22 protein-coding genes are annotated in these 26,040 nt (G+C 74.7%); 4 read left to right on the top strand and 18 right to left on the bottom strand.

Translation table 11 applies throughout. The features are described from left to right. Positions 1–142: 142 nt before the first annotated feature. The 9 genes from ACIGXM_RS24775 to ACIGXM_RS24735 form a co-directional block, all read right to left on the bottom strand. Entirely contained in the window at positions 143–1,387 is a 1,245-nt protein-coding gene (locus tag ACIGXM_RS24775; protein ID WP_396564373.1) for a pseudouridine synthase, read from the bottom strand. Positions 1,388–1,474: 87 nt separating this feature from the next. Then, positions 1,475–2,308: an SMC-Scp complex subunit ScpB gene (scpB, locus tag ACIGXM_RS24770; protein WP_396564371.1), complete on the bottom strand. Its 834-nt coding sequence runs from the start codon at positions 2,306–2,308 to the stop codon at positions 1,475–1,477. Next, on the bottom strand, positions 2,298–3,245 hold the full coding sequence (locus tag ACIGXM_RS24765) for a segregation and condensation protein A (protein ID WP_396564369.1): 948 nt from the start codon (positions 3,243–3,245) through the stop codon (positions 2,298–2,300). Before ACIGXM_RS24765 ends, scpB begins: the two co-directional genes overlap by 11 nt. A gap of 77 nt (positions 3,246–3,322) precedes the next feature. Then, a complete protein-coding gene (locus ACIGXM_RS24760; protein WP_396564367.1) occupies positions 3,323–3,910 on the bottom strand; it encodes a hypothetical protein in 588 nt (195 codons plus the stop codon). A gap of 41 nt (positions 3,911–3,951) precedes the next feature. Continuing rightward, complete coding sequence (locus ACIGXM_RS24755; protein ID WP_396564647.1) at positions 3,952–4,983, bottom strand: ParA family protein; 1,032 nt, start codon at positions 4,981–4,983, stop codon at positions 3,952–3,954. 447 nt (positions 4,984–5,430) lie between these two features. Beyond that, a complete protein-coding gene (gene ald / locus ACIGXM_RS24750) occupies positions 5,431–6,546 on the bottom strand; it encodes an alanine dehydrogenase (RefSeq protein ID WP_396564365.1) in 1,116 nt (371 codons plus the stop codon). A gap of 289 nt (positions 6,547–6,835) precedes the next feature. Beyond that, positions 6,836–8,605, bottom strand: coding sequence for a tetratricopeptide repeat protein (locus ACIGXM_RS24745; RefSeq protein ID WP_396564363.1), 1,770 nt, complete (start codon positions 8,603–8,605; stop codon positions 6,836–6,838). A gap of 161 nt (positions 8,606–8,766) precedes the next feature. Beyond that, complete coding sequence (locus tag ACIGXM_RS24740; protein ID WP_396564361.1) at positions 8,767–9,408, bottom strand: NUDIX domain-containing protein; 642 nt, start codon at positions 9,406–9,408, stop codon at positions 8,767–8,769. 112 nt (positions 9,409–9,520) lie between these two features. After that, positions 9,521–11,155, bottom strand: coding sequence for a CTP synthase (locus ACIGXM_RS24735; RefSeq protein ID WP_396564359.1), 1,635 nt, complete (start codon positions 11,153–11,155; stop codon positions 9,521–9,523). 702 nt (positions 11,156–11,857) lie between these two features. Between ACIGXM_RS24735 and ACIGXM_RS24730 the strand changes: the two genes are divergently transcribed. Beyond that, a complete protein-coding gene (locus tag ACIGXM_RS24730) occupies positions 11,858–13,828 on the top strand; it encodes a glycoside hydrolase family 15 protein (protein ID WP_396564357.1) in 1,971 nt (656 codons plus the stop codon). Positions 13,829–13,840: 12 nt separating this feature from the next. Here the strand turns inward: ACIGXM_RS24730 and ACIGXM_RS24725 are convergent, their stop codons facing one another. From ACIGXM_RS24725 to ACIGXM_RS24715, 3 genes are all read right to left on the bottom strand, one after another. Next, on the bottom strand, positions 13,841–15,004 hold the full coding sequence (locus ACIGXM_RS24725; protein ID WP_396564355.1) for a glycosyltransferase family 4 protein: 1,164 nt from the start codon (positions 15,002–15,004) through the stop codon (positions 13,841–13,843). Positions 15,005–15,161: 157 nt separating this feature from the next. Next, on the bottom strand, positions 15,162–16,943 hold the full coding sequence (locus tag ACIGXM_RS24720) for a DNA repair protein RecN (RefSeq protein WP_396564645.1): 1,782 nt from the start codon (positions 16,941–16,943) through the stop codon (positions 15,162–15,164). Between the two features lie 75 nt (positions 16,944–17,018). Beyond that, on the bottom strand, positions 17,019–17,669 hold the full coding sequence (locus ACIGXM_RS24715; RefSeq protein ID WP_396564353.1) for a YitT family protein: 651 nt from the start codon (positions 17,667–17,669) through the stop codon (positions 17,019–17,021). A gap of 96 nt (positions 17,670–17,765) precedes the next feature. Here ACIGXM_RS24715 and ACIGXM_RS24710 point away from each other — a divergent pair, with 96 nt between their 5' ends. Continuing rightward, positions 17,766–19,271, top strand: coding sequence for a PLP-dependent aminotransferase family protein (locus ACIGXM_RS24710; protein ID WP_396564643.1), 1,506 nt, complete (start codon positions 17,766–17,768; stop codon positions 19,269–19,271). A gap of 21 nt (positions 19,272–19,292) precedes the next feature. On the opposite strand, the gene ACIGXM_RS24705 is transcribed toward ACIGXM_RS24710, so the two are convergent. From ACIGXM_RS24705 to ACIGXM_RS24690, 4 genes are all read right to left on the bottom strand, one after another. Beyond that, entirely contained in the window at positions 19,293–20,195 is a 903-nt protein-coding gene (locus ACIGXM_RS24705) for an NAD kinase (protein ID WP_396564351.1), read from the bottom strand. 87 nt (positions 20,196–20,282) lie between these two features. After that, positions 20,283–21,089 carry a TlyA family RNA methyltransferase gene (locus ACIGXM_RS24700; protein WP_396564641.1) on the bottom strand — a complete coding sequence of 269 codons (807 nt, stop codon included), beginning with the start codon at positions 21,087–21,089 and terminating at the stop codon, positions 20,283–20,285. A 20-nt stretch (positions 21,090–21,109) separates the two neighbouring features. Next, entirely contained in the window at positions 21,110–21,385 is a 276-nt protein-coding gene (locus tag ACIGXM_RS24695; RefSeq protein ID WP_396564349.1) for a hypothetical protein, read from the bottom strand. Beyond that, positions 21,378–22,298: a hypothetical protein gene (locus ACIGXM_RS24690; RefSeq protein ID WP_396564347.1), complete on the bottom strand. Its 921-nt coding sequence runs from the start codon at positions 22,296–22,298 to the stop codon at positions 21,378–21,380. The genes ACIGXM_RS24695 and ACIGXM_RS24690 overlap by 8 nt, the downstream gene beginning before the upstream one ends. A 163-nt stretch (positions 22,299–22,461) precedes the next feature. On the opposite strand from ACIGXM_RS24690, the gene ACIGXM_RS24685 reads away from it, so the two are divergent. Beyond that, positions 22,462–22,809 (top strand): sterol-binding protein, encoded by a 348-nt coding sequence (locus tag ACIGXM_RS24685; protein WP_396564345.1) that lies wholly within the window; start codon positions 22,462–22,464, stop codon positions 22,807–22,809. A gap of 12 nt (positions 22,810–22,821) precedes the next feature. Here the strand turns inward: ACIGXM_RS24685 and ACIGXM_RS24680 are convergent, their stop codons facing one another. Both ACIGXM_RS24680 and ACIGXM_RS24675 read right to left on the bottom strand, forming a co-directional pair. After that, positions 22,822–23,844 (bottom strand): HAD-IIA family hydrolase, encoded by a 1,023-nt coding sequence (locus ACIGXM_RS24680; RefSeq protein WP_396564343.1) that lies wholly within the window; start codon positions 23,842–23,844, stop codon positions 22,822–22,824. Continuing rightward, positions 23,841–24,407 (bottom strand): tetratricopeptide repeat protein, encoded by a 567-nt coding sequence (locus tag ACIGXM_RS24675; protein WP_396564341.1) that lies wholly within the window; start codon positions 24,405–24,407, stop codon positions 23,841–23,843. Before ACIGXM_RS24675 ends, ACIGXM_RS24680 begins: the two co-directional genes overlap by 4 nt. A gap of 83 nt (positions 24,408–24,490) precedes the next feature. On the opposite strand from ACIGXM_RS24675, the gene ACIGXM_RS24670 reads away from it, so the two are divergent. After that, entirely contained in the window at positions 24,491–25,900 is a 1,410-nt protein-coding gene (locus ACIGXM_RS24670; RefSeq protein WP_396564340.1) for a DUF1015 family protein, read from the top strand. Positions 25,901–26,040 lie beyond the last annotated feature (140 nt).

Below are 26,040 nucleotides of genomic sequence, written 5' to 3'. Positions count from 1 at the left end.
TTTCTGCCACAGATGATCCCGGTGACAAGCCTGTCCTTCGGCGGGGGTCGATCTCCACCCCGGGTAGCCGAAAGGGCCGTACGCCGCCTGGCTGCACGACCCTTCGGGAACGATCCGGCCGGCCCCCGACCGGCCGCGGCTGCTAGAGCCCCACCTCGCGCATCAGCTGGCCGACCTCGGGGTTGGTCAGCCGGCGCAGCCAGCCCGACTTCTGGTCACCGAGCGCGATCGGACCGAAGTGGGTGCGGACCAGCTTCTCCACCGGGAAGCCCGCCTCGGCCAGCATCCGGCGCACGATGTGCTTGCGCCCCTCGTGCAGGGTGACCTCGACCAGGTAGTTCTTGCCGACGTTGGAGACCACCTTGAAGCTGTCGGCCCGGGCGAAGCCGTCCTCCAGCTCGATGCCCTGGGCCAGCTGCTTGCCCAGGTCGCGCGGGATCGGGCCCTGGATCGCGGCCAGGTAGGTCTTGGTCACGCCGTAGCGCGGGTGGGTGAGGCGGTGGGCCAGCTCACCGTGGTTGGTGAGCAGGATGATGCCCTCGGTCTCGGTGTCCAGGCGGCCGACGTGGAAGAGCCGGGTCTCACGGTTCGTCACGTAGTCGCCGAGGCACTGTCGGCCGTCCGGGTCCTCCATGGTGGAGACCACGCCGGCCGGCTTGTTGAGCGCGAAGAAGAGGTACGACTGGGTGGCGACGGTCAGCCCGTCCACCTTGATCTCGTCGCTCTCGGGGTCGACCCGCTTGCCCTGCTCGGTGACCAGGACGCCGTTGACCTCGACCCGACCCTGCTCGATCAGCTCCTCGCAGGCGCGTCGGCTGCCCATGCCGGCCCGGGCCAGCACCTTCTGCAGCCGCTCGCCGGCCGGCTCGCCGAAGGTCTTCGGGAGCTTCACGGCCGGCTTGTCGTGGCGGGCCAGCACGGCGTCCTCGATCTTGGCCTGGAGCTCGCGGGAGCGCTGCGGCTGGCGGCGCGGGTCGCCCGGCGCGCCCTGGCCCTCGCGGCGCGGCCGGGGGGCCGGACCGGGCCGGCGGGACGCGTAGCCGCCGCGGCTCGGGGTGGCGTTCGGACCGCCGCCGTACTCCGGACGGTCGTACTTGCGCTCCTCGGGGCGCAGCGGACGGTCGGGGTAGCGCCGGTCGTCGCGCCGGTCGTCCCGACCACCGCCCTGGTACGAGCCGCCGCCCTGGTACGAGCCGCCACCGCTGCCGCGCCCGCGATCGGAGCCGCCGCCGCTGCCACCGCGGCCGCCGCCCTGGTACGAGCGCCCGGAGCCGCTCCCGCGACCGCCGCCGTACGAACCCCCGCCGCTGCCGCCGGACGAGCCGCCGCGCTGCCCGCCCCGGTTGCCGCCGCTGTTCCTGCCGTTACCGCTACCACTGCTACGCATCAAAAATGTCCGTACGTCGTTTCCGTCGGGGATGGGCCCCACCTGCCCGACGGCGGGCAAGGCGGGCGCAAGTCGTGCCGGCCGACCTCACTGCTCCCGTGTGCTCGCGACGGCCACCGCGTCAGCGATCACCGTTCCTTCGAGGGACTCCGCTTCCACGTCGTCGACCTCGGGCAGGAAGGGCGCGAGCTCCGGCAGCTCGTCCAAGCCGCGCAGCCCCATCCGTTCCAGGAAGTAGTTCGTCGTCCGATACAGGATCGCACCTGTTTCGGGCTCGGATCCGGTCTCCTCCACCAGACCTCGCTGTACCAGGGTACGCATCACGCCGTCACAGTTCACACCGCGGACCGCGGAGACCCGTGATCTGGACACCGGCTGCCGGTAGGCGACCACCGCCAGGGTCTCCAGCGCGGCCTGGGTCAGCCGGGCCTGTTGACCGTCCAGCACGAACCGGTCGACCACCGGCGCGCAGGTCGCCCGGCTGTAGAACCGCCAGCCGCCGGCCACCAGCCGCAGGTCGAAGCCGCGGCCCTGGGCGCTGTACTCCGCGGCCAGCGCGCGCAGCGCGGCGGCCACCTCGGCCCGCGGGCGCTCCAGCACGGCGGCCAACCGGGCCTCCGGAACCGGCTCGTCGGCCACCATCAGCACCGCCTCCAGCCCGGCGGTGAGCGGCACCTCCTCCCCGAGCTCCCGGGGCTCCCCGAACTCCCCGGGCTCCGCGGCGACCTCCTCGGCCGGCTCGGCGCCCCGGCTGGCCGGGACGGCCGGCGGCTCTCCCGACCCCGGCTCCGCGACCGGGTACGCCGGCTCCAGCCACTCCGCCGGCCGGGCCGCCCCCGGCACCCCGAGCGCCCGGCGCGGCGCCCGCAGCACGGCACCCGCGCCCTCCGCGACCTGCTGCTCGACCTCGTCAGCGCTCATCGGCCACTCCGTCCCGCTCGCCGTCCCGCTCGCCGTCCCGCTCGCCGTCCCGCTCGCCGTCCCGCTCACCCGCTGGGCGGTCGAACTCGTCCGTCACCTCGACCACCGCCCGGTCCGCCTCGGCCACCCAGCGCACCAGCAGCTCGCCCAGCGCCTCGGGCTGCTCGAACGCCAGCACCCGCTCCCGGTACAGCTCGAGCAGCGCCAGGAACCGCGCGACCACGGTGAGGGTGTCCCCGGCGTCCGCCACCAGTGCCGCGAACGACGCCTCTCCCAGCCCGCTGAGCCGCTCGACGACCAGCGCCGCCTGCTCCCGGACGCTCACCGGCGGGGTGTGCACGTGGTCCAGGTAGACCGCCGGCTTCGGCCGCGGCGTCATGGCCCGCGCCGCGAGCCGGGCGAAGCCCTCCGGCCCGAGGTGGATCACCACCTCCGGCAGCAGCTCGGCGTGCCGCTCCTCCAGCCCCACCGACCGGGGCCGCGAGCGCTGCTCGTCCGCCCAGCGCTGCTCGAACACCGCGGCCACCCGCTTGTACGCCCGGTACTGCAGCAGCCGGGCGAAGAGCAGGTCGCGGGCCTCCAGAAGGGCCAGGTCCGCCTCGTCCTCGACCTCGGCCGCCGGCAGCAGCCGGGCTGCCTTGAGGTCCAGCAGGGTCGCCGCGACCACCAGGAACTCGGTGGCCGCGTCCAGGTCCCAGTCCGGGCCCATCGCCCGGATGTGCGCCATGAACTCGTCGGTGACCTGGGCCAGCGCGACCTCGGTGACGTCCAGCTTGTGCTTGGCGATCAGGCCGAGCAGCAGGTCGAACGGGCCCTCGAAGTTGGCCAGCCGGACCCGGAAGCCCCCCTGCGGAACGCCCTCGGGGGCGGCGGCGCTCGCCTCGGCGGCTGGGCCGGCGGAGGGTTCGTCGGGGCGCGGGGCGGGCGAAGCGGACATCGGGGTCCATACTGGCGCGCCGGCCGGGCCGGTCACGCACGGGGTCGACCGACACGCGGGTCAGCGGCCCCGCGGGATCAGCGGCCGCGCAGCCGTCGGACCAGGATGCTGGCCTCGCCGCGCTGCTCCAGGTCGGCCAGCACCACCGCGATGGCCTCCCGGACCACCCGCCCGCGGTCCACCGCGAGCCCGTGCTCCCCGCGCAGCACCAGGCGCGCGTGTTCGAGGTCCATCAGCTCCTCGGCGGAGACGTACACGGTGATCTTCTCGTCGTGCCGCTCGCGCCCGCTGGGGCGCCGCGGGGCGCGTCCGCGCGGTCGCCGCCGCGCCGCGCCGTCACCGGTCTGCTCCTCGGCCGCCGGTGCGCCCGGCGCCGGGACCTGGGCGGCCACCGCGACCGTCCGCGCGCCCTGTCCGGCCCGCCCGTGGGCCGCCGCCTCCGCGCCGTTCGCCTGACGAGGCGCCGGCTCACCGTTCCCGGCCACCGGGCCCGCCGCTCCGGACGGCGTCCGCCCGGCCGGCACCCGGCCCGTCGACGGCCCGTCACCGGCCGCCTGGGCCGGCTCGGCCGGGGAGGCGTCACCCGGCCCGGGCCGCTTCGCCTTCGCACCGTCCGCCGCCTCCGCCGCCGCCGTCGAGCGGGCGAGCGAGGGCGAGAGCGCCATGCCCCCGGTACTGCGGAACAGCTCGTCGGCCCCCGGGAGACTCACTCGACGGGGCGGCACCGGTCGAGCACCTCCCTGGCGAGCTGGCGGTAGGCGGCGGCGCCCACCGAGTTGGTCGCGTACGTCGTGATCGGCTCGCCGGCCACCGTGGTCTCCGGGAACCTGACGGTCCGCCCGATGACGGTGTGGAAGACGTGGTCGCCGAAGGCCTCCACCACCCGGGCCAGCACCTCGCGGCTGTGCACCGTGCGGGAGTCGTACATGGTGGCCAGGATGCCGTCCAGGCGCAGCTCGGGGTTGAGCCGCTCGCAGACCTTCTCGATCGTCTCGGTCAACAGCGCGACCCCGCGCAGCGCGAAGAACTCGCACTCCAGCGGCACGATGACGCTGTGCGCGGCGGTCAGTGCGTTGACCGTCAGCAGACCCAGCGAGGGCTGGCAGTCGATGATGACGTAGTCGTAGTCCGGCAGCAGCGGCTTCAACGCGCGCGCCAGCGCGGACTCCCGGGCCACCTCGCTGACCAGCTGCACCTCGGCGGCCGACAGGTCGATGTTGGACGGCAGCAGGTCCATTCCCGGCACCGCGGTCTTGAGCAGCACCTCGTCGGCCGTCAGCCCGCGCTCCATCAGCAGGTTGTAGACCGTGACGTCGAGCTCCATCGGGTTGACCCCGAGGCCGACCGAGAGCGCGCCCTGCGGGTCGAAGTCCACCAGCAGCACCCGGCGGCCGTACTCGGCGAGCGCGGCGCCCAGGTTGATGGTGGACGTGGTCTTGCCGACCCCGCCCTTCTGGTTGCACATCGCGATGATCTGCGCCGGGCCGTGCTCGGACGGCGGCGCGGGGATCGGGAAGTAGGGCAGCGGGCGGCCGGTGGGGCCGACGCGCTCGCGGCGCTGGCGGGCGGCGTCCGGGGCGAGGGTCGCGGCGTACTCCGGGTCGGGCTCGTACTCGGCGTCGGGGTCGTCGTAGGAACCGTACGCGAAGTCCCCGTGGCCGGAGAGGTCGGCGTCGTAGACGGAAGCGGTGGCCACGGCCTGCCGTGCCTCGAACGTGCGCACGGCGACCGTTCCGATCTCGCTCGCGCCCACCGTGGTGAGTACGGCCCCGGTGTCGTGGGTCGGCTGTCCGGTGGCGCGCTCCGCCAGTCCTGGCTGACCACCCCCGGGAGCAAATGTCGACTCATTCACAAGTCGTCTTACCTCCTTGGGCATCCAGGGCATTATGTCGATTCGTCAGCCTGACACCATGCCGACGGTTTGCGACTCTAGGCCGTTTCGGGCGTTCGCAGCAACACAATCCACGGTAGTGGGCCCGATGTGTCGAGGGAGCGGCCCAGCGCTGTCAAGGGTTGGTCGGGGTTGCGATGCCAGCGGTCACCTGGCAGGTCACCCGCCCCCCGACGCCCCTCGGGCGGGACACGCCGGCGCGTTGGGTGATCCCGTCACCCGGGCATTGACGGGCATACCGAAGCCCCCGACCGGCAGATGCCGGCCAGGGGCCTTCGGTGGACTGGCGGAACGTCAGGCGAGCACGCTCTCCAGGGAGATCGCGGGCAGGCCGTGCGCCTCGGCGACCGGGCCGTAGGTGATCTGACCCTCGTGGGTGTTCAGGCCCTTGGCGAGCGCGGCGTCGCGCTTCAGCGCCTCCTTCCACCCGCGGTTGGCCAGCTCCAGGATGTACGGCAGGGTGGCGTTGGTCAGCGCGTAGGTGGAGGTGTTCGGCACCGCACCCGGCATGTTGGCCACGCAGTAGAAGACCGAGTCGTGGACCTGGAAGGTCGGCTCGGCGTGCGTGGTGGGACGCGAGTCCTCGAAGCAGCCGCCCTGGTCGATCGCGATGTCGACGAGCACCGAGCCCGCCTTCATCCGGGAGACCAGCTCGTTGGTGACCAGCTTGGGGGCCTTGGCGCCCGGGATCAGCACCGCGCCGATCACCAGGTCGGCCTCCAGCACGGCCTTCTCCAGCTCCAGCGAGTTGGAGGCGATGGCCTTGATCTTCGTGCCGAAGATCCGGTCGGCCTCGCGCAGCTTGTTGATGTCGCGGTCGAGCAGGGTGACCTCGTAGCCCATGCCGATGGCGATGGTGGCCGCGTGCCAGCCGGAGACGCCGCCGCCGATGACCACGCACTTGGCCGGGTGGGTGCCGGGGACACCGCCGGGCAGCACACCACGGCCGCCGGTCGGGCGCATCAGGTGGTACGAGCCGACCTGCGGGGCGAGCCGGCCGGCCACCTCGGACATCGGGGCGAGCAGCGGGAGCGCGTTGTTGGCGAGCTGCACGGTCTCGTACGCGATCGCGGTGGTGCCGGAGGCGAGCAGCGCGTCGGTGCACTCGCGGGAGGCCGCCAGGTGGAGGTAGGTGAAGAGCGTCTGGCCCTTGCGGAGTCGGTGGTACTCCTCCGCGATCGGCTCCTTGACCTTCAGCAGCAGGTCAGCGGTGGCCCACACCTCGTCGGCGGTGGGGAGGATGGTGGCACCGGCGGCCACGTACTCCTCGTTCGGGATCGAGGAGCCGATGCCGGCGTTCTCCTCGATGAAGACCTCGTGTCCGTTGCGGACCAGCTCATGCACGCCGGCAGGCGTGATGGCCACGCGGTACTCGTGGTTCTTGACCTCGCGGGGGATGCCGACCTTCACGGCTAAACACGTCCCTCTTGCCATGGGAGTCCCAGCCGGGGGAAGGCCGGCGGGCGCCGGCGCGGGGCAGGCCTCCGGCAGGGCCGGGGCACGCTGCATCGCGCGACTAAGTCGAGTGTAATGAAGCCCAGGCCATCCGTCAGCCTTCCAAACTGAATAAATCTCCCGAACTCATTGGCAGATTCGTAGGCTTGCTTCTGACTCTTCCTGTCAAACGGCCTCAGAACGGGCAAGCTTCCCATAGCTCACAAGTCTGGCCGGAAGTCCATCGGTGGGCCCGGGTCGCCGATCAGCCCCGGAGGCGCTCCAGAGCCGCCGTGACCACGGTCGTTCCGCGCTCGTCACCCAGCCGCCGCAGCAGTGCCAGCGCCGCCCGGTACTCCCGGGCGGCCTCCTCGAAGCGCCGTTGGGCGGCGTGCGCCTCGGCCGTCCGCGCCAGCAGCCGGGCCTGCGCGGCCGGCTCGTCCAGGGCCTGCCGCAGTGCCAGCGCCCGGAGGAACCAGTCGGCCGCCCGCACCGGGTCGCCCAGCGCCCGGTAGCACTCGGCCGCCCCCTCCACCGCCCGGGCCCGGGCCGGCTCGTCCAGTGGCTGCCGGGCGTGCTCGGCGGCGGCCCGGTAGTGCGCGGCGGCGGCCTCCCACTGCCCGGCCGCGGCCCGCAGGTCGCCCAGGTTGAGCAGCGCCGCGGCGGCCCGGCGGGGCGCCCCCTGCCGTTCGGCCAACACCAGCACCAGGCCGTGCAGCCGGTACCGGTCGGCCGCCGCCGGCTCGCCGACCGCGGGCAGTGCCCGCAGCAGCGAGCTGACGAGCCGCCCGGCCGAACCGTCCAGGTCCGCCCGGTCGACCGCCTCCTCGGCCGCGGCCAGCAGCACCTCCCGCTCGCCGGCCAGCCACTGGGCGGCGTGCGCCGCGCCGCGCAGCCGCAGCGGCCCCGGCAGCGGATCGGGCGCGCCGGCGGCGTCCTCGTCGAGCAGCGCCCGAGCCGACTCCACCAGCCGGACCAGCCGCTCCACCAGCCGGGCCCGGCCCAGTTGCTGCTCGGCCGGCCGGTCCAGCTCGCCCCGGAGCGTCACCAACTCCGCGTGCAGCCGCCCGGGCACCCGGTAGCGCGGTGTCCCGTCGGCGGCCGGCGGCTCCACGTCCAGCAGCTCCGCGCCGGCCAGCGCGTGCAGGGCGGCGGCCGCCTCGGGGGCCGGGCAGCCGGCCAACGCGGAGGCGGTCCGCAGGTCGGCCCGCTGCCCGGGGGCCAGCGTGAGCATCCGCAGCAGCCGGGCCTGGGCCACCGGCAGCGCCCGGTAGCGCAGCAGCAGCGCCGCCCGCAGCGGGTCGTCCTCGGCCTCCCGAAGTGCCCCGACCGCCTCCGGCACCGCCGCCTTGGGCCGCTCCCGCAGCCAGCCGGCCATCAGCCGGAGCGGCGCCGGACGACCCGCGCAGGCCTCCACCAGCTCTTTCGCACCGACCGGGTCGCAGCTCACCCGGGTGCCGCCGACCAGCGCGGTCAGCAGCTCCACCGCGGCCGCCTCGTCCAGCCCGCGCAGGATCACCGGATCCACCCGGAACCGCTCGGCCAGCCCGGTCAGCGGCCCCTCGGTGACGGCGACCACCAGGCAGCGCGGCTCCTCGGGCAGCAGCGGGCGCAGCTGCTCGGCGTCCGCCACCCCGTCCAGCAGCAGCAGGACGGACCGGCCGACCAGCGCCTCGCGCAACTGCCCGCAGGCCGGATCCTCACCCTGGCGGTCCGGCAGCCCGGTGGCCGGGCCGGCCCCGAGCCGCTCCAGCAGCGCCCGCGCCACCGCGCCCGGCTGGGCCGGGGTGCCGTCGGGGGCGGTCAGCTCGGCCCACAGCAGCTGGTGGTCGCCGGCCTGGGAGCGGGCGAAGCGCAGCGCCAGCGCGGTACGGCCCGAGCCGGGCCGCCCGGTGACCACCACCAGCCGGCACCTCCCGCCGGCCGGCCGGGCCGCCTGCGCCCGCAGTGCGGCGAGTTCGGGGCCGCGGCCGGCGAACGGCTCGGGGCCGCCCGGCAGCGCGGCCACCGCCTCGTCGTGCGGCCGAGCGTCCATCGTCGCCGTCTTCCTCGCCACCAGCGCCACTCCCGACCAGTCGCCCAGCGTGCACGAACAGGGCCCGCACGCGAAGCGTAGTTGGGCACGGCGGTCGGGCCGAGGGAGGATCCGGTCGTACCAACCGGCAAATCACCCGGCCGGGTCAGCCGGTGAGGGGTTCAGGCCACGAACGGACGGGCCGGCCAGGGCGCGTCCGCCGGGCGCAGCGCGTCCAGGCCCGCGCCGGTGAGCGCGGCGTGCAGTGCCAGCGCGCCGGTGACCAGGGTCGGGTTGTGCAGCTCGCCGGCCAGGATCTGCTCCAGCAACCGCGCCAGCGGCACCCGGGCCAGCTCGATCTCCAGCTCCTCGCCGTGCGCCGCGTAGCGCTCCTGCTCCGACTCGGTCAGCCCGGTGGCCAGGAAGAGCCGCATCGCCTCGTCCGTGCCGCCCGGCGAGGTGTAGAAGTCGACCAGCACCCGCCAGTTCGCCGCACCGCAGTGCGCCTCCTCGTACAGCTCGCGCTGGGCCGCGTGCAGCGGGTTCTCGCCGGGCACGTCGAGCAGACCGGCCGGCAGCTCCCAGAGCCGCTGGCGCACCGGGTGCCGGTACTGCCGCACCAGGAGCACCCGCTGATCGTCGTCGAGTGCCAGCACGCTGACCGAACCCGGGTGGGTCTGGTAGTCGCGCTGCGCCACCGAGCCGTCCGGCATCTCGACCTGGTCGCTGCGCACCCCGGTGACCCGCCCCTGGAACGGCCGGCTGCTGGACAGCACCCGCCACTCCTCGGCCCGGTCGCCGATCCGCCGCTGAACCTCCGTCATGGCACTCCCCTTTGCTCAACCACTGCCCGAACCGGGCGGCGGCGGTCGCCCGGGAACTCCCGCGCGACCGCCGCCGGTCCTGCTGGTCCTACTGGTCCCGCTCGGTCCGAACCTACTTGCCGGACGTCTTGATCGTGATGGCCGCCGCCACCAGACCCGCGAAGAGCGGGTGGGGGCGGGTCGGCCGCGACTTCAGCTCCGGGTGCGCCTGGGTGGCCACCAGGTAGGGGTGCACCTCGCGCGGGTACTCGACGTACTCCACCAGGTCGCCCTTGGGCGACAGGCCCGAGAAGACCAGGCCGGTCTTCTCCAGGTCGGCGCGGTAGGCGTTGTTCACCTCGTAGCGGTGGCGGTGGCGCTCCTCGACGTACTGCTCGCCGCCGTAGACCTCACGGACGATCGAGCCCTCGGCGAGCTTGGCCGGGTAGAGGCCCAGGCGCATGGTGCCGCCCAGGTCGCCCTGGCCGCCGACGATCGCCAGCTGCTCGGCCATGGTGGAGATCACCGGGTGCTGGGCGGCCGGCTCGAACTCGGTGGAGTTCGCCTCGGGCAGCCCGGCCAGGTTGCGGGCGGCCTCGATGACCACGCACTGCAGGCCCAGGCAGAGGCCGAGCAGCGGGATCTTGTTCTCCCGGGCGTAGGTGATCGCGGCGACCTTGCCGTTCACGCCACGGTCGCCGAACCCGCCGGGGATGCAGATCGCGTCCACGTCGCCGAGGTGCTCCTGGGCACCCTCGGGCGTCTCGCAGTCGTCGGAGGTGACCCACTTGATCTCGACCCGGGCGTTGTTGGCGAACCCACCGGCCCGCAGCGCCTCGGTGACCGACAGGTAGGCGTCCGGCAGGTCGATGTACTTGCCGACCAGCGCCACCTTGACGATGTGCTGCGGCTCGTGCACCCGGCGCAGCAGGTCGTCCCAGGTGGTCCAGTCCACGTCGCGGAACGGCAGGTCGAGCCGGCGCACCACGTAGGCGTCCAGGCCCTCGCCGTGCAGCACCTTGGGGATGTCGTAGATCGACTTGGCGTCGATGGCCGCGACCACGGCCTCCTCGTCCACGTCGCACATCAGCGAGATCTTGCGCTTGATGGCCTGCGGCACCTCGCGGTCGGCGCGCAGCACGATGGCGTCCGGCTGGATGCCGATGTTGCGCAGCGCGGCCACCGAGTGCTGGGTCGGCTTGGTCTTCAGCTCACCCGAGGGGCCGATGTAGGGCAGCAGCGAGACGTGCACGAAGAACACGTTGTCGCGGCCGACCTCGTGCCGGACCTGGCGGACCGCCTCCAGGAACGGCAGCGACTCGATGTCGCCGACGGTGCCGCCGACCTCGGTGATCACCACGTCCACGTCCTCGGTCGCCATCCGGCGGATCCGGGACTTGATCTCGTTGGTGATGTGCGGGATGACCTGGACGGTGTCGCCCAGGTACTCGCCGCGGCGCTCCTTGGCGATCACGGTCGAGTACACCTGGCCGGTGGTGACGTTCGCCGAACCGTGCAGGTTGGTGTCCAGGAACCGCTCGTAGTGGCCGATGTCCAGGTCCGTCTCGGCGCCGTCGTCGGTCACGAAGACCTCGCCGTGCTGGAACGGGTTCATGGTGCCCGGGTCCACGTTGAGGTACGGGTCGAGCTTCTGCATCGTCACGCGCAGGCCGCGGGCCTTGAGCAGGGCGCCCAGGCTGGAGGCGGTGAGGCCCTTGCCCAGCGAGGAGGCGACACCCCCGGTGACGAAGAGGTGCTTGGTCGTCACGGCTCGGCCGTTCGCTGCCTTGCCGGAATGGGGCTGTGCCAAGAGGGGGCTCCCGTGGGTCGCGTGTCGAGGATGACGCTGGTGGAGCGGCCACACCGACCGGACGAGACGCCGATCACGGGGTCGTCAGTCAGCGGGTCCGGGGCGGTTTGATCCCACCAGTCCACGGGATACCAGGGTATCAGCGCCCTGGACGGCACGCGTTCGGACGGCTTGGCGGTGGTCTGCCCGGGTGATCCCCGGGGTGCTCCACCCACCGGAATGATCAGGGCGGATGACCCGTCCCGACCCCCGCCGAACCACCCACCCGAGCGCCCAACTCGCCCGCCCGGGCTACTTTCCCGGCCCCACCCTGGGCAGACGGCGGTACGAGATCGTTTCCGGGTGCTCAGCCCACCCCCGTCGTCGTATCCTGCACGGACGCATCGCCGACAGCGGAGCAAGCCGAGGACGAGGGGTCGGGACGACGCCTCTCCGTCCCCGATACGCGACCGGACTCCCTCGCACCACCAGTTCATCCCCTGCCCAGTCCAGGTGCCCACCGCACGCAGTCAGATCAGCACTGTCGCGCGGCCCAGCCCCGGCCACCGCCACCAGCGGTCCGGGGGTGCCGGGACGGGCCAGCGTCACCCCCCGGCCCCGCAGTCACGCTCTCGCTCCCGTCGCGCGACCGCCGAGCACTACCGCGAACTGGAGATGCACGTGGCCGGCCGTATCGAGGACTACGCACTCATCGGGGACATGCAGACCGCCGCCCTGGTCAGCAGAGACGGGGCCGTGGACTGGCTCTGCCTGCCCCGATTCGACTCCCCCGCCGTCTTCGCCGGCCTGCTGGGGACCGATGAACACGGCTTCTGGCGGATCGGCCCCGCCGAGGCGGCTCCGACCGGCCCGGTGACGGTCGCCCCGGCCCCGCGCGCGCCGTTCACCGATACGGGTGAACTCAAGGTGCCGCCGATCAGCGCGGCGGCGCCCGCGGTGCCGGCCGACCGCCGTCGTTACCGGGGCGACTCGCTGGTCCTGGAGCAGGAGTGGGACACCCCGCGGGGCAGCGTGCGGGTGATCGACTTCATGCCGCCGCGGCACCTGGCCGAGCAGGAGCCGGTGCCGCAGATGATCCGGATCGTGGAGGGCCTGTCCGGGCAGGTGCGGATGCGCTCCGCGCTGCGGATGCGGTTCAGCTACGGCAAGGTCGTGCCCTGGGTGCACCGGCTGGAGCAGAAGGACGGCAGTCACCGCACGGTCGCGGTGGCCGGCCCCGACTCGGTCTGGCTGGACGGCGAGGCGGAGACCTACGGCCGCGACCTGACCACCTACGCCGACTTCACCATCGGCGCCGGCGAGCGGATGACCTTCGCACTCACCTGGCAGGCCTCCCACCTGGCCCCGCCGGACGTCCCGGACCCGGAGGCCTCGCTCGCGCTGACCGAGGAGTTCTGGCGCGACTGGGTCGCCCACTGCACCTACCAGGGCCCCTACCAGGAGGCCGTGGTCCGCTCGCTGATCACCCTCAAGGCGCTCACCTACGCCCCCACCGGCGGCATCGTCGCCGCCCCCACCACCTCGCTGCCCGAGGACGTCGGCGGCGAGCGCAACTGGGACTACCGCTACACCTGGCTGCGGGACGCCGCGATCACCCTCTCCTCGCTGCTGCGCACCGGCTACCGGGAGGAGGCCCGGGCCTGGCGCGAGTGGCTGCTGCGCGCGGTGGCCGGCGACCCGGAGAACCTGCAGATCATGTACAGCATCACCGGCCAGCGCGAGCTGACCGAGACCCACCTGGACTGGCTGCCCGGCTACGAGGGCTCGCTGCCGGTCCGGGTCGGCAACGGCGCGGCCGGCCAGCTCCAGCTGGACGTCTACGGCGAGGTGGTCGAGGCGCTCTACCTGGCCCAGATGACCGGCCTGTCCCGCAACGACCACGCCCACCTGCTCCAGCTGCGGCTGATCAGCTACCTGGAGGAGCACTGGAAGGCCCCGGACGAGGGGATCTGGGAGGTGCGCGGGCCGCGCCGGCACTTCGTGCACTCCAAGGTGATGGCCTGGGTCGCGGTGGACCGCACCATCAAGCTGATCGAGCAGACCGAGGCCGAGGGCCCGCTGGACCGCTGGCGGGCGCTGCGCGACGAGATCCACGCCGACGTCCTGGAGAAGGGCTACGACGCCGAGCGCAACACCTTCACCCAGTACTACGGCGGCCAGGAGCTGGACGCCTCGCTGCTGCTGATCCCGCAGGTCGGGTTCCTGCCGCCGGACGACAAACGGGTGATCGGCACCATCGAGGCGATCCAGCGCGAGCTGTCCACCGAGGACGGCTTCGTGCTGCGCTACCCCACCCACGACGAGGCCCAGGGCAACCACCGCAAGAACGTGGACGGCCTGTCCGGGCACGAAGGCGCCTTCCTGGCCTGCTCGTTCTGGCTGGCCGACGACCTGGCGATGATCGGCCGGGTCGGCGAGGCCCGCGAGCTGTTCGAGAAGCTGCTCGCGCTGCGCAACGACGTCGGGCTGCTGGCCGAGGAGTGGGACCCGCGGCTCAAGCGGCAGGTCGGCAACTTCCCGCAGGCGTTCAGCCACGTGCCGCTGATCGACACCGCGCTGCGGCTGACCGCCTGCGGCGCGGCCTACCTCTCCCCGCAGGCACAACCCAGCGACCGCCCGGCCACGGTCTGAGCGCGCCGCCGCTCAGGCGCGCTGCACCAGCTCGTCGTAGGTGCTCAGCACCTGCGCCACGGTGGCGGCCTCGTCCGGCCAGGTCTCGGCCTGGACGGGGCCGGCCTCGGCCAGCGCCGCCCGCCGCACCGGGTCGGCCAGCAGCCCGTCGACCGCCCGGGCGAGCGCGGCCGGATCCCCGGCGGGCACCAGCACGGCGGCGTCCCCGACCAGTTCGGGGATCCCGCCGACCGCGGTGACCACCAGCGGCACCCCGGCCCGCAGTGCCTCCTGGGCCACCAGCGAGCGGGCCTCCCAGCGGCTGCTGATCACCACCAGGTCGGCCGCGGCGAGCAGGTCGGGCACGTCCGTGCGGTGACCGAGCAGCCGGACCGGGAGCCGCTCGGCGGCGACCCGCTCGCGCAGCTCGGCGGCCTGCGGGCCGTCCCCGGCCAGCAGCACCAGCGGGCCCGGCGCGCCGGTCAACTCCCGGGTGGCGTCCAGCAGCAGGCCGAAGCCCTTGTGCGGGACCAGCCGGCCCACCGCGAGCACCAGCGGCCGGTCCGGCTCGTCCGGCAGCACGGCCGCCCGGGCGGCGGCGCGGTCCAGGCCGCCGGCCGCCTGCGGCGGGGCGGCCACCGGGCCGAGCCGGGCGTCGGTGGCGCCCAACTCGCGGGCCCGGGCGACCAGATCGGAGGAGGCGCCGAGCACCAGGTCCGCGGACCGGGCCACCCGGCGCTCCATCAACCGCTGCAGCCGGCGCTCCAGACCGGTGGCCAGCAGGGCGTGATGGAAGGTCACCACCAACGGGGTCTCCGGGCGCAGCCCGGGCAGCCGGCCGGCGGTGCGCAGCGCCAGGTCGGAGAGCAGGCCGGCGCGCAGCCCGTGCGCGTGCACCACGCCGGCGCTGGTGAAGGCCCGGCGCAACTCACCGATGGCGGTGGCGTCGCTGCGCGCCCCCGAGGTGGCGGTGATCTCGACCGGATGGAAGACCGCGCCGGTCCGGGAGAAGCCGAACAGCGCGTCCGAGTCGGCCGGGGCGCAGACCGTCACCTTGACGCCGTGCGCGGTCAGCCCCTGCGCGAGGGACCGGACGTGCACGCCGATCCCGCCGCTGCCGGCGGACAGCACCAGCACCACGTGCAACTGGCCCGTTTCCGGGCCGGCCGTGCTGGCCCGGACGGAGGAATGGTCCACGTTGTCTCGCTCCGACTCGTCTGGGGACGAACGCCGCCACGGAGTCGCTCCCGCGGTCGGCGCTCGGGACTGGATGACCAGGTTCCGCCCGCCACGATGCCAGGTCGGCGGGTCTCTTGGACAGTCGGCGCCCCAGGCGGCGCCCGACGAGCCGGCGCTACCGCCGCCGAGGGGCGCGGGCGGCGGCGAGCAGTTCCTCGGCGTGCGCGCGGCCCAGTTCGGAGTCCTCCAGTCCGGCCAGCATCCGGGACAGCTCGCGGACCCGCTCCTCGTCGCTCAGCGCCTTGACGCCGCTGCGGGTGACCGTGCCGTCGCTGCGCTTCTCCACCACCAGGTGCCGGTCGGCGAAGGCCGCCACCTGCGGGAGGTGGGTGACCACCACGACCTGGGCGCTCTGCGCCAGCTTGGCCAGCCGGCGGCCGATCTCCACCGCCGCCTTGCCGCCGACGCCGGCGTCCACCTCGTCGAACAGGTAGGTGGGCACCGGGTCCGCCCCGGCGAAGACCACCTCCACCGCGAGCATCACCCGGGAGAGCTCACCGCCGGAGGCGCCCTTGGCGATCGGCCGCGGCGCCGCGCCCGGGTGCGGGGCGAGCAGGACCTCCACCTCGTCCACGCCGTGCGGACCGTAGGCCACCGTCCGGCCGTCCAGCTCCAGGCCGGCCGGGTCGTCGAGCCGGCTGAGGTCGAAGGTCACCCGGGCGTGCGGCATGGCCAGCTCGGTGAGCTCGGCCGAGACCGCCTCGGCGAAGCGGCCGGCGGCGGCCCGCCGGGCGGCCGAGACCTCGGCGGCCAGCTCGGCCAGCTCGGTGCGCAGCTCGGTCTCCTCGGCACCCAGCTCGTCGATCCGCTCGTCGTCGCCGTCGAGTTCGGCCAGCCGGGCCGCCGCGGCCTCGGCCCAGGCGATCACCTCGGCCGTGCCGCCCTCCCGTCGCCCGCCACCGCCCTTGTGCGGAAGCGCTTCGCGCTGCCCCTCCCCTGAACCGTACTTGCGCAGCAGTCCGGCCAGCACCGCGCGACGCTCCTCGACCGCGGCCAGCCGGACCGGGTCGGCGTCCAGGTCGTCCGCGTAGCCCGCGAGGTCGCCCGCCACGTCGGCGAGCAGGTAGCCGGCCTCGGCCAGCCGGTCGGCGAGGGCGGCCAGCCGCTCGTCGTGGCCGCGGACCGCGTCCAGCGCCCGGCGGGCCTGGCCGAGCAGGGTGCCGGCGTCCACCAGGTCCGGGTCGGCCGGGTCACCGGCCAGCGCGGCGTGCGCCAGCACGGCGGCCGAGGAGAGCGCGTCGGCGTGACCGAGCCGCTCGGCCTCGGCGGCCAGCTCGGTCTCCTCGCCGGCCACCGGCTCCGCGGCGGCCACCTCCTCCAGGCCGAAGCGCAGCAGGTCGGCCTCCTGGGCCCGCTCGCGCGCCTGCGTGGTCAGCTCGGCCAGCGCCGCCGAGACCTCGCGCAGCCGGCGGTAGACCGCGCGGTAGCGGGCCAGCGGCTCGGCCAGCGCCTCGCCCGCGTACCGGTCCAGCGCGCCGCGCTGGCGGGACGGGCGGAGCAGGCGCTGCTGGTCGGTCTGGCCGTGCACCGCGATCAGGTCCTCGCCCAGCTCGCTGAGCAGCCCCACCGGGACCGACCGGCCACCGACGTGTGCCCGGGAGCGGCCCTCGGCCGAGACCGTCCGGCTGATCAGCAGCGCGCCCTCGTCCAGCTCGGCGCCGGCCTCCACGGCGCGGGCCGCCACCGGGGAGTCGGCCGGCAGCTCCAGCCGGCCCTCGACCACGGCCCGGTCGGCGCCGCCGCGGACCAGCGCCGGGTCGGCCCGGCCGCCGAGCAGCAGGCCGAGGCTGGTCACCACCATGGTCTTGCCCGCCCCGGTCTCACCCGTCACGACGGTGAAGCCGGGGGCCAGCTCCACCACCGCGTCGTCGATGACACCAAGATCCCGTATCCGCATCTCGTCCAACACGGAGACGACCTTACGAGACCCCACCCCCAGCGCGCGACGAGTGCCGGGCCCGGAGGCAGAAGTTCATTCGATCCGGGTCTCTGTTCCGGGAACCGTGCAACGCGGCAGGAAGAACTGTGCCAGCGGGCCGATCGCCAGTGCGTACGCGACCGTGCCGAGCCCCGCGTCGCCGCCCAGCAGCACCCCGATCGCCAGCACGGTCACCTCGATGCAGGTGCGGATCAGCCGGACCGAACGGCCGGTGCGCCGGTGCAGCGCGGTCATCAGGCCGTCGCGCGGTCCCGGGCCCAGCCGGGCGCCGATGTAGAGGCCGGTGGCCAGCCCGTTCAGCAGCACCCCGGCGGCGAGCAGGGCCAGCCTCGGCAGCAGGGCGTGCGGGGCGGGCAGCAGGTCGAGGGTGAGGTCCATCGCCACGCCCAGGGTGAGCACGTTGGCGACGGTGCCGACGCCGGGACGCTGGCGCAGCGGTATCCAGAAGAGCAGCACCAGGGCGCCGACGACGGTCACCCAGGCCCCCATGCTCAGGCCGAGGTGCCGGGTCAGGCCCTGGTTCAGCACGTCCCAGGGCCCCACCCCGAGGCCGGCCCGGACCATCAGCGCCAGGCTCGACCCGTACAGGGTCAGGCCCACGGCGAGTTGGCCGAGCCGGCGGGCGAGGCGGTCCGCGCGGACGGCGGTCAGGGTCCGGACTGCGGTCAGGGTCAAGGTGGCCATCAGTTGCTCCTGGTCGAGTGGCACTAACCCGCTCAGCATCCGCAGTCCACTAGCCTTGTCTCCAGATCCAATTCGATCCAAGTGGACTGGTTCACCGTGGCCGACTGGCAGAGTTCCGTCACTCCACCCGCACTCGCCCGCCTGCTGGGCTCGGCCCGGCTGCCGGATCCCCCCGGTCACCGGCCCGCCTACCGGGCGCTGGCCGGCCAGATCCGGCTGCTGATCTCCGAGGGCCGGCTGCCGGTCGGCGCCCGGCTGCCCGCCGAACGCGAGCTCGCCGGTGCCCTCGCGCTCAGCCGGACCACCATCGCCACCGCCTACGACACCCTGCGCGCCGAGGGCTACCTGCGCAGCCGGCGCGGCTCGGGCAGCTGGACCACGCTGCCCGAGGGCAGCGACCCGCCCAGCGACGCGCTGCACCCGGTGCCGCCGGACCAGGCGGGCCGGATCCTCGACCTCGGCGTCGCCGCGCTGCCCGCCCCGCAGCCGTTCCTCGGCGAGGCCGCCGCCCGGGCGGTCGAGCGACTGCCCGCCTACACCCGCGGCCACGGGCACTACCCGACCGGCCTGCCGGTGCTGCGCGAGGCGCTGGCCCGCCGCTTCACCGCGCGCGGCCTGGCCACCACACCGGACCAGATCCTGGTCACCACGGGCGCGATGGGCGCGCTGCACCTGGTTCAGCGGGCGCTGGTCGGGCGCGGCGACCGGGTCGCGGTGGAGGCGCCCAGCTACGCGCACACCCTGCAGGGGCTGCGGCTCGGCGGGGCCCGGCTGGTCCCGGTGCCGATGGCCCGGTCCACCGCCCACCCGTCCCGGCCACCGCACTGGGACCTGGCCGAGTGGCGCCGGGTGCTGCAGGGCGCGACGCCCCGGCTGGCGTACCTGATCCCCGACTTCCACAACCCGACCGGCGCGCTGATCCCCGAGGAGCAGCGTCGCGAGCTGCTGGCCGCCGCCCGTACCGCGGGGACGCTGCTGCTGGTCGACGAGACGATGGCCGAACTGGGCTGGGGCCTGCCGGACGCCGGGCTGCCCCGGCCGATGGCCGCGCTGGACCGGTCCGCCCAGGTGGTCACGGTCGGCTCGGCCGCCAAGCTGCTCTGGGGCGGGCTGCGGGTCGGCTGGGTGCGGGCCGCACCCGCGCTGGTCCGCCGGTTGGCCGCCGACCGGGTCTACACCGACGTCGGGACCCCGGTGCTGGACCAGCTGATCGCCACCGAGCTGATCGGCGAGCGGCTCGGCGAGGTGCGCGAGCACCAGCTGGCCCGGCTGCGGGAGAGCGCCGGTGCGCTCGGCACGGCGCTGCGCGAGCGGCTGCCCGACTGGCGGTTCGCCGAGCCGGTCGGCGGGCTGACGCTCTGGCTCGACACCGGCGGCCTCTCCGGCACCGCGCTGGCCGAGGCCGGCGAGCGGTCCGGGCTGCGGATCGCGGCCGGCGCGCGGTTCGGGGTGGACGGCGCCTTCGAGGGGTACGTCCGGATCCCGTTCACCGTGCCCGGCCCGGCCGCCGGCACCGCGGTGGACCGGCTGGCCGCGACGGCCGCCGCGATCCGGGCCGGCTACCGGGGCGGACCGGCCGCGCTGCCGCCGCTGGCCGTCTGAGCCCGTCGGGCCCGCGGACCGTCAGCAGGTGCCCGAGCGGCCGCGCCAACCCGTCACCGGCAGCGCGAACTTCGCCACCAGCCGGTCGGTGAACGGCGCCCGGTGCAGCCTCGCCAGCCGCACCGGAACCCGCCCCCGGCGCACCTCCACCCGTGCCCCGGCCGGCAGTTCGAACGACCGCCGCCCGTCGCACCAGAGCACCCCGTGCGGCGTCTTCGGCTGCACCTCAACCGCCAGCACCGAGGCCGGCGAGGTCACCAGCGGGCGGGCGAACAGCGCGTGCGCGCTGATCGGCACCATCAGCAGCGCCTCGACCTCCGGCCAGACCACCGGGCCGCCGCCGGAGAACGCGTACGCCGTCGAACCGGTGGGCGTGGAGAGCACCACCCCGTCGCAGCCGAAGTTGGAGACCGGGCGGCCGTCCACCTCGGTCACCACCTCCAACATCCGCTCCCGGACGGCCTTCTCGACCGAGGCCTCGTTCAACGCCCAGTCCTCGTGCACCACGTCGCCGTTGGTGCGGACCAGGACGTCCAGGGTCATCCGCTCCTCGACCTCGTACGCGCCGTCCACCACCCGCTCGACCACCACGGCCAGGTCGTCCCGCTCGGCCTCGGCCAGGAACCCGACCCGCCCCAGGTTGATGCCGAGCATCGGCAGGCCGGTGTCGCGCGCCAACTCGGCCCCGCGCAGCAGCGTGCCGTCCCCGCCGGCCACCAGGATCAGCTCACAGCCGTCCGCCGCGCCATGCCCGGCCTGCACGGTCTGCACCCCGTCGGGCAGATCGAGGTCGACCGCCTCGGCGGCCAGCAGTCTGATCCTGATGCCCGCCTTCAGCAGCCCCTGGACCAGCTGTTCGACGCTGCGCAGCGCGGCCTCCCGGCCGGTGTGCGCGATCAGGAAGACCGTACGTTCCTCGCTCATGCCCTCTCCCTACGTCTACCGGATCGCCCTTGGTCCGGTGGCGGCCCGCACGCGGGACCGGCTCGTTCGACGCACCTGGTCGGCAGCCTATCGGGGGCCCTCCGCGACCGCCCGGTCCGCCTCGGCCGGATCGAGCTGGCCGGCGTCCCGGCGCAACCACAGGAAGTACTCGACATTACCCGAAGGACCGGGCAGCGGGCTGGCCGTCACGGACCGCACCCCGAGGCCCAACTCCCAAGCGTTCCGGGCCACCTGACAGATCATCTCGGCGCGCAGCTGCGGGCTGCGGACCACCCCGCCGCTGCCCAGGCGCTCCTTGCCGATCTCGAACTGCGGCTTGACCATCAGCACCAGGTCGGCGTCCTCGGCGGCGCAGCGGGCCAGCGCGGGCAGCACCAGGCCGAGCGAGATGAAGGAGAGGTCGCCGACCACCAGGTCGACCGGCTCCCCGCCGATCTGCTCCAGGGTCAGCTCGCGGACGTTGGTCCGGTCCATCACGGTGACCCGCTCGTCGCTCTGCAGCGACCAGGCGAGCTGCCCGTAGCCGACGTCCACCGCGAGCACGCCGGCCGCGCCGGCCCGCAGCAGAACGTCGGTGAAGCCCCCGGTGGAGGCACCGGCGTCGAGCGCCCGGCGGCCCTCGACCCGCAGGCCCTGCGGGACGAAGGCGGCGAACGCGCCGGCCAGCTTGTGGCCGCCCCGGGAGACGTAGTCCGGGTCGTTCTCGTCCTTGGCGACCACCAGCGCGGCCGAGGTCTCCACCTGGGTCGCCGGCTTGGTCGCGGTGGTGCCCCCCACGGTCACCCGGCCGGCCGCGATCAGCTCGCTGGCGTGCTCGCGGGAGCGGGCCAGGTTGCGTCGGACCAGCTCTGCGTCGAGTCGGCGTCGTGCCACTGCCACGGGTGTTCCATCTCCTAGCGGGGTGGGTCGTCCTGCGGGTCCGGCCCGTCGAGCGCGGTCAGCGTCGCGGTCAGGCTCCGGTGGACATCTTCGTACACCGCCGCGTGAGCGGAGGCCGGGACCCCGTCCAGGGCGGGCAACCGGCCGAGCGCCGCGTCCACCTCGGGGTGGCCGGTCGGCGTGAACTCCACGCCCAGCGGCTGCGGCTCCGCCTCCCAGCGCGCGCCGGCCGGTTCACCGGCCGCGGCCGGGTCGGTGCCGTCGAACGGGAGGTCCGGGGCCTCAGACATCGCCGCCCCCGCCCGCCGTAGGAGTGCGCTTCGCCGCGGCCTTGCGCGGCGTGCCCTGCTTCGCAGCCGTCGCCGTCCTCTTCGCGGCGACCTTCTTCTCTGCTGCCTTCTTCTCTGCTGCCTTCTTCGTGACGCTCTTCTTCTCGGCGCTCTTCTTCGCCGCCGGCTCCTTCCCGGCCGCCGCCTTCGCCGCGGTCCGCTTCGCGGGAGCCCGCTCGGCCGTGCTCTTCCTCGCCGGGGCCTTCCTCGCCGTGCTCTTCCTCGCCGGGGCCTTCCCGGCGGTGACCCGCTCCGACCCGGGCGCCGCCCTGACCCCGGGTTCCCGCGCGGCCTCCCGCAGGAACTCCGCGACGGCCGCCGAGTCCTCCGCCACCGCCAGCGGGTCCGCCAGCCGATCCTCGTACTCCTCCTGCTCCGGCCCCGCCGCGCGGTCCTCCTCCGGCTGCCAGTCCTCGGCGAACAGGTCCTGCGCCCGCCGCCCCGTGCTGCGGGGCGCCGGCCGGGCCGCCGGTTGCCCGTCCCCGGCGGGTCCGGCCTCCTTCTCCCCCTCCAGATCGCGCAGCTTCTGCTCCAGATAGCCGAGCACCACGCCGACCTTGACCACCTGGTCGCCGAGCCTGCCCACCCGCTCCAGGGTCTGCTCGGCCTCCGAGCGGGCCAGCCCGACCACCAGGTCCACCCCGCCCCGGCCGACCGTGACCAACTCCCCGGCCCTGGTCTGCAACGCCGTCAGCTGCCTCTCGACCTGCTCCCGCAGCTCCGGAGGCAGCTGCTCGCGGACCGCGCGCTCGGCCGCCGCGAGGTCGATCCCGGCCCGTTCCAGCAGCTCGGAGGCCGTACCCACCACCCGCCTGCCGGCCTGTTCCGCGAGTCCGGCCGCGAACCCCACGTACTCACGCAGCATGTCCCGCATCGGGTTGCCTCCTTGCCGCCGTCGTTGCCCGGAAACGACGCTACCTCCTCCTCCCGGACCGCCGCCTTACCACCGGCGGAGAATGCGGCCCCCGTACGCCCGACCGAGCAGGCGGTACGGTGGCCCGAGCGAGACCGTCGCAACAGGAAGTGGACGAGGAACGATGGCCGACACCGAGGAGTGCCGCGCGGCGCTGGAGCAGCTCAGCCGGAACATGTCCGGTGCGGACGGCAAGGTGCGGACAGCCGCCGCGCTGGACCGCAGCCTCAGCTGCTGGCTGACCGACCTCGACCTGACCTTCACCGGCGTGCTGCGCGGAGGCCGGATCCAGGACCTCGACGAGACCCCCGGCGCCCCCGCCCACCGGGCCGAGATCCGGCTCGCGATGGCCAGCGACGACCTCGTCGCGCTGGTCGGCGGCCGGCTCAACTTCGCCTCGGCCTGGGCGGGCGGCCGGGTCCGACTGGAGGCGGGCTTCCGCGACCTGCTGCGCCTGCGCACCCTGCTCTGACCGGCTCCGGGCTCAGAACCCCAGCTCGTCCAGCGCCTTCCGGCCGTCCACCGACTCGCCGACCCGGTCGTACGCCGCCCAGGCCGCCGCGCACAGCGCCCGCAGCCCGTCGTAGCGCTCGCCCCCGCCGGCCAGCCGCAGCTCGCCGTCCGCCACCCGGGCCTGCCACCCCCGGCACTCGTGACCGCCGTCCGGCAGCACCGTCACCACCGGGTGCGGCTCCAGCAGGCCGCGCAGGTCGGCGGCCAGGTAGGTGGGCCGGTGCGGCACCGGCGCGGCCAGCAGCAGCGCGGGCGTGGTGACCCCGGTGAAGACCAGCAGGCTGTCCACGCCACCGTTGAAGGCGCCCTCGATGTCGGTGTCCAGCCGGTCACCGACCACCAGCGGCCGCTTCGCACCGGTCCGCAGCACGGTCTCCCGGTGCATCGGGGTCAGCGGCTTGCCGGCCACCTCCGGCTCGGCCCCGGTCGCCGTCCGCACCGCGGCCACCAGCGTCCCGTTGCCCGGTGCCACACCACGCGCGGTCGGAATGGACAGGTCGGTGTTGGAGGCCACCCAGGGCAGCCCGCGGGCCACCGCGTACGACGCCTCGGCCAGCTGCGCCCAGCCCACCGACGGGTCGAAGCCCTGCACCACCGCGGCCGGACCGTCATCCAGCGAGCGGACCGCGACCAGCCCGCGCTCGGCCAACGCCTCGTCCAGCCCGGCACCCCCGACCACCAGCACCTTCGACCCGGCCGGCAGCTTGTCGGCGAGCAGCCGGGCGGCCGCCTGGGCCGAGGTGATCACGTCCTCGGGCGCGGCCGGGACACCGAGCTCGGTGAGGTGCTCGGCGACCGCCCGCGGCGGCCGGGAGGCGTTGTTGGTCACGTAGGCCAGCCGCATCGAGCGCGCCCGGGCCTCCGCCAGCGCCTCCACCGCGTGGTCGATGGCCGAGGCACCAGCGTAGACGACCCCGTCGAGGTCGAGCAGCGCGGTGTCGTAGGCCGCCACCAGCGGAAGCTCGCTGTGCCCGGGGAGCTGGGTGTCCGTCATTCCTGATCTTCCTCGTCGTTCGACTGGTCGGGCCGGACCGGCGACCCGTGCTCGGGGCCGGCGGCCTGCGGCGGCAGGTAGCCCGGCGCACCGGGCAGCAGCGGCCCGTACCGCCCGGCCCGGGCGGCCAGCGTCGCCCGGGTCTGCCGCAGCGCGGCCCGGTAGTGCTCGGCCTCCGGCCGCATCGCCACCGCCAGCGCCAGGTGCTCGGCCGAGGTCTCGAAGTCGCCCGCGCGGGCAGCCGCGATCCCCCAGCCGAACTGAGCGTAGTCGTCGGACGGATCGGCCAGCGCGACGGCCCGGAAGTTCTCGAGCGCGGCCGCGTACGAACCGGCGTCGTACTGGGCCCGGGCCAGCGTCTCGCGGATGCTCCGGGAGTGCGGCTCGGCCGCCGCCGCCCGAACCAGCAGCTGCTCCGCGGCGGCCGGATGCCCCTCGGCCAGCAGCCGTTCCCCGCGCCGGAACCACTCGTACACGTCGCCCACCGGCTCCCCGGCCTCGCCGCCGGCCACCGGCGGCCGCTCGCCCGGGCCGCCGGACCGGGATCCCTGCCCCTCGCTCATGCCTTCCTCGCTCCCGCTCAGCCATCCCACCGATCCGGACTCAAGATCTCGGAACAACGACATTCCCGATTACCATGCCCAGAATGAGCGCACCCAGTGCAGAAAGCGGAGCCCCGTCTTCGCCCGGCGGCCCCGGCGATCCCGGACACGTCGCCACCGCAGGGCTCTCCCTGTCGCCCTTCCGCGGCCTGCGGTACGTCCCCGAACGGGTCGGCACGCTCGCCGCGGTCACCTCGCCCCCCTACGACGTGGTCGACCCGCACCGCAGGCTCGACCTGGAGACCGCCGATCCGCACAACGTGGTCCGGCTGATCCTGCCTCGCCCCGAGCCGGAGGACACCGGCGAGCGTCCCGACCGGGACACCCGCTACCGGCACGCCGCCCGGCTGCTCCGGAGCTGGCTGCGGGAGGGCGTGCTGGCGCCGGACCTGCGGCCGGCGCTCTACGTCTACGAGCAGCGGACCCACGAGGGCGGCCCGTCCGGCGAGCTGCTGCAGCGCGGCCTGATCGGCGCGCTGGCGGTCAGCGGCCCGGAGGCCGGCGTGGTGCTGCCGCACGAGGACGTGATGCCGCGACCGGTCGCCGACCGGGTCGGCCTGATGCGGACGACCCGGGCCAACCTGGAGCCGCTGCTGCTCACCTACCGCGGCAAGGGCGGCGCCGCCGCCGTCATCGAGCGGACCGTGCGGCGCGAGCCGCTGCTCGTCACCACCACCTCGGACGGCACCCGGCACAGGCTGTGGGCGGTCACCGACCCGGCCGAGCTGGCCGAGGTGAGCCGCGACCTGGCCACCTGCCGGGCGCTGATCGCGGACGGGCACCACCGCTGGGAGATGTACCTGCGGTTGCAGCGCGAGCACCGGCACCTGCCGTTCAGCCCCTGGGACCGCGGCATGGTGCTGCTGGTCGACACCGCGCGCTACCCGCTGCGGGTGCGGGCGATCCACCGCGTGCTGTACCGGCTGCCGCTCGCCTCGGCGCTGGCCGCGCTGGGCCGGGCGGACGGACCGGACGGTACGCCGGAGCCGGCCGAGGGCGGCTGGCGGGTCGAGCGACTGGCCGGCCCGCTCACGGCGGCCCTCGCCGCGCTCGCCGAGGCGAAGAAGGCCGGCTGCAACGCCTTCGTGCTGACCGCCGGCGACGGCGAGTACCACCTGCTGACCGGCCCCGACGACGCGCTGCTCAACGCCACCGTCCCCAAGGACAAGCCGGAGGAGTGGCGCCGGCTGGACGCCACCGTGCTGCACGCCACCCTGCTGGAGCACGTCTGGCGGGTCCCCGACGGGCCCGACGACATCGGCTACCTGCACGCGGCGGCGGCCGCCGAGCGCGAGGCCGCACGGACCGGCGGCACCGCCGTGCTGCTGCACCCGGTCGACGAGGCGGTGGTCCGCCGGCTCGCCGAGCAGGGCGTCACGATGCCGCGCAAGTCCACCTCGTTCGGGCCCAAGCCGGCCAGCGGCCTGGTCCTGCGGAGCCTCGAGCTGGGCTGACCGGGCCGACACGACGACCGAGGCCCGGGGGGGGGGGGGGGGGGGGGGGGGGGGGCCGCGGGGCCCGGGGGGGGGGGGGGGGGGGGGGGGCGCGGGGGGGGGGCCCCCCCCCCCCCGCCGCGCCCGGCCACAAATAAAAA

Origin of the sequence: Kitasatospora sp. NPDC052896 (assembly GCF_044547075.1) — a bacterium.
Lineage (GTDB): Bacteria > Actinomycetota > Actinomycetes > Streptomycetales > Streptomycetaceae > Kitasatospora.
Note: the sequence above shows the minus strand (reverse complement) of the source record. Positions and strands in the feature narration are given on the sequence as shown.

What these genes read in the sequence shown, in the direction of transcription:
- ACIGXM_RS24775 (WP_396564373.1), bottom strand. Translation starts at nt 1,387, where the DNA reads ATGCGTAGCAGTGGTAGCGGTAACGGCAGGAACAGCGGCGGCAACCGG.
- scpB (WP_396564371.1), bottom strand. Translation starts at nt 2,308, where the DNA reads ATGAGCGCTGACGAGGTCGAGCAGCAGGTCGCGGAGGGCGCGGGTGCC.
- ACIGXM_RS24765 (WP_396564369.1), bottom strand. Translation starts at nt 3,245, where the DNA reads ATGTCCGCTTCGCCCGCCCCGCGCCCCGACGAACCCTCCGCCGGCCCA.
- ACIGXM_RS24760 (WP_396564367.1), bottom strand. Translation starts at nt 3,910, where the DNA reads ATGGCGCTCTCGCCCTCGCTCGCCCGCTCGACGGCGGCGGCGGAGGCG.
- ACIGXM_RS24745 (WP_396564363.1), bottom strand. Translation starts at nt 8,605, where the DNA reads ATGGACGCTCGGCCGCACGACGAGGCGGTGGCCGCGCTGCCGGGCGGC.
- ACIGXM_RS24740 (WP_396564361.1), bottom strand. Translation starts at nt 9,408, where the DNA reads ATGACGGAGGTTCAGCGGCGGATCGGCGACCGGGCCGAGGAGTGGCGG.
- ACIGXM_RS24720 (WP_396564645.1), bottom strand. Translation starts at nt 16,943, where the DNA reads ATGCGGATACGGGATCTTGGTGTCATCGACGACGCGGTGGTGGAGCTG.
- ACIGXM_RS24715 (WP_396564353.1), bottom strand. Translation starts at nt 17,669, where the DNA reads ATGGCCACCTTGACCCTGACCGCAGTCCGGACCCTGACCGCCGTCCGC.
- ACIGXM_RS24705 (WP_396564351.1), bottom strand. Translation starts at nt 20,195, where the DNA reads ATGAGCGAGGAACGTACGGTCTTCCTGATCGCGCACACCGGCCGGGAG.
- ACIGXM_RS24695 (WP_396564349.1), bottom strand. Translation starts at nt 21,385, where the DNA reads ATGTCTGAGGCCCCGGACCTCCCGTTCGACGGCACCGACCCGGCCGCG.
- ACIGXM_RS24690 (WP_396564347.1), bottom strand. Translation starts at nt 22,298, where the DNA reads ATGCGGGACATGCTGCGTGAGTACGTGGGGTTCGCGGCCGGACTCGCG.
- ACIGXM_RS24685 (WP_396564345.1), top strand. Translation starts at nt 22,462, where the DNA reads ATGGCCGACACCGAGGAGTGCCGCGCGGCGCTGGAGCAGCTCAGCCGG.
- ACIGXM_RS24680 (WP_396564343.1), bottom strand. Translation starts at nt 23,844, where the DNA reads ATGACGGACACCCAGCTCCCCGGGCACAGCGAGCTTCCGCTGGTGGCG.
- ACIGXM_RS24675 (WP_396564341.1), bottom strand. Translation starts at nt 24,407, where the DNA reads ATGAGCGAGGGGCAGGGATCCCGGTCCGGCGGCCCGGGCGAGCGGCCG.
- ACIGXM_RS24670 (WP_396564340.1), top strand. Translation starts at nt 24,491, where the DNA reads ATGAGCGCACCCAGTGCAGAAAGCGGAGCCCCGTCTTCGCCCGGCGGC.